Source organism: Monashia sp. HAY1-5C, from assembly GCF_056755255.1.
The window spans coordinates 1-9,654 of sequence record NZ_JBPGXG010000160.1 but is presented as its reverse complement, the minus strand read 5'-3'; the positions used below and the strand labels follow the sequence as shown (position 1 = coordinate 9,654).

Below are 9,654 nucleotides of genomic sequence, written 5' to 3'. Positions count from 1 at the left end.
GTAGCTCCGTCTCGTGGGCTCGGAGATGTGTATAAGAGACAGGTGGTGCTCCACCGACCGGCAGCCCGACCGTCGAGAAGGTGAGGCGTCAGAGGCCGAGCTCGCGGGCGGCCTCGGCGGAGGAGTCGCGGAGGAACTGCGCGCACCGCTGCTCCTCGTCCGTCTCGCCGATGGCGCGTGCGGCTCGTGCCAGGGCTGCCAGCGCCCGCAGGAACCCACGGTTCGGCTCGTGGGACCACGGCACCGGGCCCTGCCCCCGCCAGCCCGACTTGCGCAGGGCGTCGAGCGCGCGGTGGTAGCCGGTGCGGGCGTAGGCGTAGGCCTCGACGTCGCGCCCGCCCGCGGCGAGGGCCTGCTCGGCCAGCGTCGCCCACGCGAGCGAGGACGTCGGCACGGCGGCGGCCACGACAACTGCCTCCTCACCGGCGGCAAGGCGAGCGGCGGCGGGGTCCTCGGCCAGACGTGTCTCGGGGATCCCGAGCAGGTTGTCGCTCACGCGTGGGTGCCGGCCGACCGCAGGGCCTGGCACGCCTCGACGATGCGGGCGGCCATGCCGGCCTCGGCGGCCTTGCCCCAGGCGCGCGGGTCGTACTGCTTCTTGTTGCCGACCTCGCCGTCGATCTTGAGCACGCCGGCGTAGTTGCTGAGCATCCAGTCGGCGACCGGGCGCGTGAAGGCGTACTGGGTGTCGGTGTCGACGTTCATCTTGATGACGCCGTAGTCGACGGCAGCCGAGATCTCCTCGGGCAGCGAGCCGGACCCGCCGTGGAAGACGAGGTCGAACGGTCGGGCCTCGTCGGACAGGCCGAGCTTGCCGGCCGCGGCCTTCTGGGCCTCGAGGAGCACCTCCGGACGCAGCTTGACGTTGCCCGGCTTGTAGACGCCGTGGACGTTGCCGAAGGTCAGGGCCGTCAGGTACCGGCCGTTCTCGCCGGCGCCGAGGGCGTCGACCGTGGCGATGGCGTCCTCGGGCGTCGAGTAGAGCTTGTCGTTGATCTCGTGGGCGACGCCGTCCTCCTCACCGCCGACGACGCCGACCTCGATCTCGAGGACGACGTTCGCGGCCTTGGCCAGGCCGAGCAGCTCGCGGGCGATGTCGAGGTTCTCGTCGAGTGGCACGGCCGAGCCGTCCCACATGTGCGACTGGAACCAGGGGGTGCCACCGGCCTTGACGCGCTCGGTCGAGGCGGCGAGCAGGGGGCGGACGAAGCCGTCGAGCTTGTCCTTCGGGCAGTGGTCGGTGTGCAGCGCGATGTTGACCGGGTAGTTCTTGGCGACCTCGTGCGCGTACGCGGCGAAGGCGAGCGAGCCGGTGACCATGTTCTTGACGTTCGGGCCCGACAGGTACTCGGCCCCGCCCGTGGAGACCTGGATGATGCCGTCCGACCCGGCGTCGGAGAACCCCTGCAGCGCGGCGTTGAGCGTCTGCGAGCTCGAGACGTTGATGGCGGGGTACGCGAAGGAGCCGGCCTTCGCGCGGTCGAGCATGTCGGCGTAGACCTCGGGGGTGGCGATGGGCATGGCATCTCCTGCTGTTTCGTGCGGGTGGGGCGTCAGGCCCCACGGCGGTGCGGTCCGCCGTCGATCCTGCCACGCCCGGCCGGCGTCGGTCAGCGGTGCCCACCCCTCGGAGCGCGGGTGCTCAGCGCCCCGGACGCCGGTCGGTCGGCTCGAACACGTAGGGGGTCGTCGTGGCCACGCGGTGCAGGCCGAGGCGGCGCAGGATCGGCTCGGAGTCGGGCGAGGCGTCGACACGCACGAAGTCCTTGCCGCGCTCGAGGCCGAGGCGGGCGCGGTGCAGCAGCGTGGCACGGTAGAGGCCGCGACCGCGCCACTCGGGCCGGGTCGAGCCGCCCCAGAGGCCGGTGAAGCGGCTCGTGTCGTACTCCGACCGCGCCGCGCAGAGCACCGGTCCCCCACGCGTCTGCTCCACGACGACGACGTCCATCGACGCGGGCTCGGCGAGCCACCGGGGCAGCAGCGAGTCGACCACCCAGGGCTGCGGCTGCCCCCACACGACCTCGAGCATCGCGGCCATCCGCTCGAAGTCCTCGTCGGAGTCCGCGGCGCGCACGACCACGCCGTCGGGAAGGGAGAGCTCCTGCGCGGCGAGCGGCGCGGCCTCGCCGAGGACCAGCGCCTCGTCGTCCTGCCTGACGAAACCGGCCCGCACGAGGCGGGTGCCGAGGTCGGCGGGCTCGTCGTAGTCGTAGGTCTTCCACTCGACGCGCAGGCCGCGCTGGGCGAAGAAGTCGCGCTGCCGTGCGATGACGGCGTCCCACTCGTCGGGGTCGGGACCGAGCCCGTCGGGGCTCTCGATCATGTTCCAGTGGCCGCCGTCGAGCTCGTACTCGCGCCGCACGAGGCCGTCGACCTCGATGGGACGCTGAGGTGTGCCGACGCGGATCGGCGCGCGCGTCTCGTCGTGGAAGACGCGCAGCAGCTCGTCGGAGTCGACGGCGAGGGCATCGCTCTGGAACGAAGAGGGGTTCACAGGGACAGCCAAGCATGGTCGAATCCGTCTCGTCATGCCTCTTTTCCTTGCGCGGAACGCCGCTCGCGCCGCCCGATCGGACGCATCGCTGAGCGACCGCGCCGCACGGGCGCTGGCCGATGCCCGGCCCACGCCCTTCTGGACCGACCGGCCGGAGCGACCCGAGCCGCGGCCATCGCTCACGGGTGCGGCTCCGCGCACCGACCTCCTCGTCGTCGGCGGAGGCTTCACCGGACTGTGGGCGGCCTTGCAGGCCAAGGAGGCCGACCCGTCGCGTGAGGTCGTCGTCGTCGAGGCGGGACGCCTGGCCGACGGCGCGTCCGGACGGAACGGCGGCTTCATGGCGCCGTCGTTGACGCACGGACTGGCCCAGGGGGTGGCCTGCTGGCCCGAGGAGATGGGAACGCTCGAGCGGCTCGCCGCCGAGAACTTCGACGGCATCGTCGCCACGCTCGAGCGCCACGGCATCGAGGCCGACTTCCACCGCCCCGGTGAGCTGACGCTCGCCCTGACCGGGCACCAGGTGCCGTCGGTGCGGGAGTCCTACGAGCTGCACCGGACCCACGGTGTCCCCGTCGAGCTGCTCGATGCGGCTCAGGCCCGGGCCCGGGTCGACTCCCCGCTGTACCTGGCGGGCATGTTCCACCCGGAGGTCGCGCTCGTCGACCCCGCTCGCCTCGTCTGGGGGCTCGCGCGCGCCGCGGAGTCGCTCGGCGTCCGGATCCACGAGCACACGCGGGCAACGGGATTCGACTCTGAGGGCCCCGGCGTGCGGGTCGGGCTGGAGGGCGGGTCGATCCATGCCGGCCGCGTCGTCATCGGCACCAACGCGTCGCAGGGGGTGCTGCGTCGGTTCAGCGCGTGGGTGCTGCCGGTCTACGACCACGTCCTCATGACCGAGCCGCTGAGCCCTGCGCAGCTGGCCGCCATCGGCTGGGCTGGGCGGGAGGGCCTCACCGACGCGGGCAACCAGTTCCACTACTACAGAAGGACGCTCGATGACCGCGTCCTCTTCGGTGGCTACGACGCCAACTACCACTTCCCGGGACGCATCGATCCCGCGCTCGAGCAGAACGACGCCTCGCACGGCCTGCTCGCCGACCACTTCCTCGACATCTTCCCGCAGCTCGACGGCATCCGGTTCACCCACCGCTGGGCCGGCGTCATCGACACGACGTCGCGGTTCACGCCGGTGTTCGGCACGGCCCTGGGCGGCCGGATGGCCTACGCCGTCGGGTACACCGGGCTCGGCGTGGCCTCGACCCGGTTCGGGGCGGCCGTGGCCCTCGACCTCGTCGACGGCCGCGACACGGAACGGACGCGGCTCGGCATGGTCCGGCGCAAGCCGGTTCCCTTCCCTCCCGAGCCCGTGCGCTACGCGGCCGTCACCGCGACGCGCGCCTCGCTCGCCGCCGAGGACCGCACCGGGCGCCGTAACCTCTGGCTGCGCGCGCTCGACCGCCTCGGCGTCGGCTTCGACTCCTGACGCCCTCGGCGCTCGGACGCTACAGGACGGTCAGCTCCGTGGGGCGGGTGTTGAACCGCTCGACGCCGGACTCGGTGACGGCGACGATGTCCTCGATGCGCGCCCCCCAGCGTCCGGTGAGGTAGACGCCGGGCTCGATGCTGAAGGTCATGCCCGCCTCGAGAGGCAGGTCGTTGCCCTCGACGACGTACGGCTCCTCGTGGACGTCGAGGCCGATGCCGTGGCCGGTGCGGTGGATGAAGTGCTCGGCGAGGCCGGCCTCGGCGAGCACGGCACGCCCGGCGCGGTCGACGTCCTGGCACGTGACGCCGGGCCGGACGGCGTCGACCGACGCCTGCTGCGCGGCCTGCAGCGCCGCGTAGGCCTCGGCGACGTCGGGCTCGGTCGGTGATCCGACGGCGTAGGTGCGGGTGCTGTCGGAGTTGTAGCCCGAGGGCAGCGGTCCGCCGATGTCGACGACGACGACGTCGCCCTGCTGCACGACGCGGTCGCTGACCTCGTGGTGCGGGCTCGCGCCGTTCGGCCCCGAGCCGACGATGACGAAATCGGCTGCGGCATGGCCTTCCTCGACGATCGCGGCCGCGATGTCGGCGGCCACCTCCGCCTCGGTGCGGCCCGGGCGCAGCCATTCCCCCACGCGCGCATGGACGCGGTCGATGGCGGCACCGGCGAGACGCAGCTGCTCGAGCTCGACGGCGTCCTTGCGCATCCGCAGCTCCCGCAGGACCGGCCCGGCCAGCTGCTGCTCGGCGGCACCCGCGTCGCGCAGCCGCAGCGCGTGCAGTGCCGGCGTCATGTCGGACACGGCCACCGGGCCGCGGGGCACCCCCGCGAGCGCCAGGGCGTAGGCGTCCTCCCCGTCGACCCACGTGCGGACCTCGACGCCGAGGTCGCCGAACGGCACGTGGCCGAGCCCGGCGAACTCCAGCCTCGGCGAGACGAAGACCGGCGCCACGGACGCGTCGGTGGGCACGACGAGCGCGGTGAGCCGCTCGAACGACGACCCGGGCACGCCGACGAGGTAGCACAGGTCGGACCCCGGCGCGACGACGACGGAGGAGAGGCCGGCTTCCGCGGCGTGCCGGCGCAGCCCGTCGAGGCGTGAGCGCATGGTCGTGACGTCGAGGACCGAGGTGTGGGTGCCCATGTTCCGACCGTACTGCCGGGCACCCCCGAGCCCGCACCACCGGCTGACGCGCCCGACGGGCACCGGGGTCGAGGTATCCGATCGCAGCGGACCGCGACCGGATACCTCGAACGACTGGGGTGGCAACGGGGTCGAGGTATCCGATCGCAGCAGACCGCGACCGGATACCTCGAACGAGCAGGGTCGACGCCGGTTCCCCCGTGCAGCTCGACAGGACGTCCTTACCCGCAGCCGACCTGCGCCTGCGAAGTCCTTGCCGAGTGCAGACCCGCAGCGGGTGCCGGGCGCGGCGTCCGGCCCCTACCGTTGGGGGGACGCCGGATGCGTGGTGCGTGGCCCGGTTGCTCCCTCGGGCCACGCCGAACGGGCCCCGACCGAGGTGGTCGGGGCCCGTTGTCACGCCCGGACACCGGCCGAACGCTCCCCCTCGACCGTGACGTGCCGGTACGGCGAGCGCCAGAGCACGAGGGCTGCGACGGCGAGCCCGAGCACCCCGGCGCCGATCGCGAACCGGTTGCCCCACGTGGCCGCGAGCCACCCGCCGAGCGGCGCCGCGATCGCGATCGACCCCCAGTTCAGCGAGCGGATCGTCGCGTTCATCCGGCCGCGGAGCCGGTCGGGCGTCACGAGGTTGCGGTGGCTCATGGTCAGCGGGTCCTTGACACCCATGGCGAGGCCGAAGAGGGCGTTGGCGAGCAGCAGCCACGGCAGGGCCCACGGCCCGGGGTGGGCGAGCAGCAGCAGCGCGTAGGCCAGCGGGCTGGCCCACTCCGTCGCGACGACGACGCGCCCGGTGCCGAACCGGACGCCCAGACGCGGCGCGAGGCCCGCGCCCACGACGCCTGTGACCCCGGTGGCGGCGAGCACGAGGCCGACCGCGAGCGCGTCGAGGTGCAGCTCGGTGGTGGCGAAGTACACGAGGACCGTCGTGACGATGCCGTTGGCGAAGAACCACAGGTGCAGGGAGATCGCGTAGGGCCCGAGCGTCGCGTGCCGGTAGACCCAGGCGCCCCCTTCGCGCAGCTCGGCCCACACGTGGCGTCGCCGGGCCCGCGCCGGCGGACGCTCCTCGATGCGCAGCATCGTGAGGGTGGCCGCCGAGACCGCGTACGAGGCGGCGTCGACGAGGACGGCGACCGGCGCCGACAGCAGGCGCACGAGGGCCCCACCGACGAGCGGCCCCAGCGACTGGGTGGCCGAGTAGGTCTGCGACAGGCGGGCGTTGGCCCCGGGCAGCCGCCCCGGCGGCACGATCGCCGGCAGCAGCGACTGGTGGGCGGCGTTGAAGAACATCGAGGCCGAGCCGACGACGAACACGAGCACCGCGAGCACCGGCACCGTGAGCCGTCCGTAGAGCGCGAGCACGCCCACCGTCCCGAGCAGCGCGGCGCAGAGGACGTCGGCGCCGACGAGCAGCGGCAGGCGTCGGACCCGGTCGACGACGACGCCGGCGACGAGGCCGAAGAGCAGGTAGGGCAGCCACTGCGCCGACCGCACGACGCCGAGGTCCACCTGGTCGGCGTGGAGGGTCTCGATGAGGAGCAGCTGGAGCGCGAGTGCCGAGACGAACGTCCCGAGGTTCGAGACCGCGTCGGCGAACCAGAAGCGCGCGAAGGACGCGTCGCGGCCGGTCGGCGCGACAGCACCTGCGTGCTCGAGCGGATCGCCGGCCTCCATGCCTACCCCCTCCCCTGCGCCCGGCCCGGCGACGTCGTCACCGCGGCCGAGCACCAACCTACGGGGCGTTCGGGTCGTGGCCGTTCAGGCGGTGGCCGGCGTGCGTACCGGCACGGGCTGCGGGGGCGGTGGGCCGACGTACCGGGCCGCGGGCCGGATGATCTTCGGGTCCCGGGCCTGCTCGAGGATGTTCGCGGTCCAGCCGACGACCCGGGCCACGCAGAACGTCGGGGTGAACATGCTCGGCTCGAGGCCGGCCAGACGCATGACGACGCCGGCGTAGTACTCGACGTTCGCGTAGAGCGGGCGGTCCGGCTTGAGCTCGGCGAGGACCCGCTCGATGGTGGCCTCGACGCCGATCGCGAACTCGACGAGGGGGTCGTCCCAGCGGCGGGCCACGCCCTTGAGCAGCTCCGAGCGCGGGTCGTGCGTCCGGTAGACCGCGTGGCCGAAGCCCATGATCCGGGCCCCGCGCGCGACCTGCTCGCGCACCCAGGGCTCGGCGCGGTCCGGCGTGCCGATCGCCTCGAGGGCCTCGAGCGCCCGGCTCGGGGCGCCGCCGTGGCGGGGGCCGGCGAAGGAACCGATCGCCCCGACGAGGCAGGCGGCGAGGTCGGCGCCGGTGCTCGCGATGACGCGCGCCGTGAACGTCGAGGCGTTGAAACCGTGGTCCATCGTCGCGACGAGGTACTGCTCGACGGCGCGGGCATCGCGCTCGGCGGGCAGCCTGCCGGTGACCATGCGCAGGTAGTCGGCGGCATGGTCGAGGTCGGGGTCGGCCGGGACGGGGTCGAGGCCGCGCTGGAGCCGGTGGGCAGCGGCGAGGATCGTCGGCGTGACGGCGACGGCCGCCATGGCCGAGGCGAGCCGCTCGTCCTCGCCGGCGTCGTAGAGGGGGCGCTGGCCGGTGATGCCGCCCCAGGCCGACAGCGCGGTGCGCAGCACCTGGAGCGAGTCGGTCGTGGTGGCGCAGATTGCCGGGAGCAGGTCGGCGAGGGCCGGTGGCAGGACGCGGAGCCGGCCGGCCTCCTCGCGCAGGGCGTCGCGCTCGGACCGGGACGGGAGGCGGCCGTGGAAGAGCAGGTGCCAGGCGTCCTCGAAGCCGACCGCCTCGGCGAGGTCGACGGCCGAGTACTGCCGGTAGTGGTAGAAGCCCTCCTCGCCGCGGACGTCGCCGATCTCGGTGTCGGCGACGACGACCTTGGCCAGACCGGGCGGGACGATGACGAGGCCGGTGGGTGCCGGTGTGGGTTCAGGGGTGGACATGGCGGGCTCCTCTCGGGTTCACTCGTCACCCTCGACCATGTTGATCAACATCGTCAATGTTGATCAGGTCAACGTTGATCCGGTCAATGTCGCCCGGGTCCGTGGCGATCGGTCGACACCCGTCGGGTCCACCGGGGCCCCCACCGAGGAGGAGCGCATGGCCGAACCGCGCAGCCCGTGGATCACGACGACCGAGGCCGCCCAGCGTCTCGGCGTTAAGCGAGCGACCCTCTACGCCTACGTCAGCCGCGGGCTCCTGCGCAGCGAGCGGCGTCCGGGCCAGCAGGAGAGCCTCTTCGACCGCGCCCAGGTCGAGTCGATGGCCTCGGCGACGCCCGCGGTAGGCACACCGCAGTCCGTGCTGCGGTTCCGCACCGTCGCGACGGCGGTCAGCAGCCAGGTGGAGGGCAAGCTGCGCTACCGCGGGCTGCCCCTCGACGCGGTGGCGACCGAGACGGTCGAACGCGCTGCGGTGCTGGTCCTGGGATCGCTTGCACCACAGGACTTCACGAGCGGAGACCTCGCTCCCGTACGGATGCCGACGCTGGCCGCGGCCGTCCGTCCGGCCGCCCGAGCGCTCGCCCACCTACCACTCGAGCGGCGCGTGCCCGTGGCGGTGCAGCTGCTCGCGTCCTCCGACCCGTTCGCGGCCGACGTCGACCCGGAGCGGGTTCGCGAGGCCACACCCGGCGTCGTGGCCGGGGCCGTCGCACTGTCGGCCGGCATCGGAACCGGCGCCACCGGCTCGACCCGCCGGAGCCCGGTCCCCCGGGGCGGTTCGGTGATGCGGCCGCTGGCCGAGCTGACCCTCACCGCGCTCGGGGGCCGCTCGACGCCGGAGGCGGCCGAGGTCGTCGGCGTCCTGCTCGTCTGCCTGCTCGACCACGGCCTGACGGCCTCGACCGTGGCGGCGCGCGTCGCTGCGTCGACCCGCGCGGGACTGTACGACTGCCTCGGCGCGGCGTACGCCGCGATGGCCGGACCGTTGCACGGCGCCGCACCGGTCGCCGCGCACGCCCTCCTCGCCGACGGGTCGCGCGCCGGCGACGCCGTCGCACGGGCCGTGCGCGCGCACGGATCCGTGCCCGGGTTCGGGCACTTCCTCTACCCCGAGGGCGACCCGCGCGCCTCCCTCGTCCTCGACCGGGTTCGCCGGCTGCCGGGCACGGGGGCTGTCCTCGAGCGGCTCGACGCGCTGGCCGGTGTCGTCGCCGAGCGCACGGGCGCCCTGCCGAACATCGACCTCGCCGGCGCGGCGGCCCTGCACGCCCTCGGGCTACCGGCGGCCGCCGGCGAGGTGCTCTTCCAGGTCGCGCGCTCCTTCGGCGTCGCCGCCCACGTCATGGAGGAGTACGCCGAGGAGCCGCTGCGCTGGCGCGGCCGCGACCCCTCCGCCTGACCCGGGCACCCCGCCAGCCCCCGCGTCGACACCCTGGCCCACCGGGCCACCAGCCACCAGCGACCCCGGATCGTCCCGCAACACACCGAGTAGTCGTCAACTCCGACGGGAGTACCAGTGACGAGTTGGCAGCTGCTCGGTGTGTTGCCTGTCTCTTATACACATCTGACGCTGCCGACGACGGA

General features: G+C 73.6%; 8 protein-coding genes. 2 read left to right on the top strand and 6 right to left on the bottom strand.

Annotation, left to right across the window (positions count from 1 at the left end):
• Window positions 1-88: 88 nt before the first annotated feature.
• From ACR9ZK_RS18855 to ACR9ZK_RS18845, 3 genes are all read right to left on the bottom strand, one after another.
• Window positions 89-496 carry a DUF3151 domain-containing protein gene (locus ACR9ZK_RS18855; RefSeq protein ID WP_481343495.1) on the bottom strand — a complete coding sequence of 136 codons (408 nt, stop codon included), beginning with the start codon at window positions 494-496 and terminating at the stop codon, window positions 89-91.
• Window positions 493-1,521: a class II fructose-bisphosphate aldolase gene (fbaA, locus tag ACR9ZK_RS18850; protein ID WP_481343494.1), complete on the bottom strand. Its 1,029-nt coding sequence runs from the start codon at window positions 1,519-1,521 to the stop codon at window positions 493-495. The genes ACR9ZK_RS18855 and fbaA overlap by 4 nt, the downstream gene beginning before the upstream one ends.
• A gap of 121 nt (window positions 1,522-1,642) precedes the next feature.
• Window positions 1,643-2,494 carry a GNAT family N-acetyltransferase gene (locus ACR9ZK_RS18845; protein WP_481343493.1) on the bottom strand — a complete coding sequence of 284 codons (852 nt, stop codon included), beginning with the start codon at window positions 2,492-2,494 and terminating at the stop codon, window positions 1,643-1,645.
• Between the two features lie 34 nt (window positions 2,495-2,528).
• On the opposite strand from ACR9ZK_RS18845, the gene ACR9ZK_RS18840 reads away from it, so the two are divergent.
• Complete coding sequence (locus ACR9ZK_RS18840) at window positions 2,529-3,980, top strand: NAD(P)/FAD-dependent oxidoreductase (RefSeq protein ID WP_481343492.1); 1,452 nt, start codon at window positions 2,529-2,531, stop codon at window positions 3,978-3,980.
• Between the two features lie 19 nt (window positions 3,981-3,999).
• Here ACR9ZK_RS18840 and ACR9ZK_RS18835 read toward each other — a convergent pair whose 3' ends face one another.
• The 3 genes from ACR9ZK_RS18835 to ACR9ZK_RS18825 form a co-directional block, all read right to left on the bottom strand.
• On the bottom strand, window positions 4,000-5,127 hold the full coding sequence (locus ACR9ZK_RS18835; protein WP_481343491.1) for a M24 family metallopeptidase: 1,128 nt from the start codon (window positions 5,125-5,127) through the stop codon (window positions 4,000-4,002).
• A gap of 396 nt (window positions 5,128-5,523) precedes the next feature.
• Complete coding sequence (locus ACR9ZK_RS18830; RefSeq protein WP_481343490.1) at window positions 5,524-6,804, bottom strand: MFS transporter; 1,281 nt, start codon at window positions 6,802-6,804, stop codon at window positions 5,524-5,526.
• An 84-nt stretch (window positions 6,805-6,888) separates the two neighbouring features.
• Window positions 6,889-8,070 carry a citrate/2-methylcitrate synthase gene (locus ACR9ZK_RS18825; protein ID WP_481343489.1) on the bottom strand — a complete coding sequence of 394 codons (1,182 nt, stop codon included), beginning with the start codon at window positions 8,068-8,070 and terminating at the stop codon, window positions 6,889-6,891.
• A 157-nt stretch (window positions 8,071-8,227) separates the two neighbouring features.
• On the opposite strand from ACR9ZK_RS18825, the gene ACR9ZK_RS18820 reads away from it, so the two are divergent.
• Window positions 8,228-9,469, top strand: a complete 1,242-nt coding sequence (locus ACR9ZK_RS18820; RefSeq protein WP_481343488.1) for a citrate/2-methylcitrate synthase — start codon at window positions 8,228-8,230, stop codon at window positions 9,467-9,469.
• Window positions 9,470-9,654: the final 185 nt, after the last annotated feature.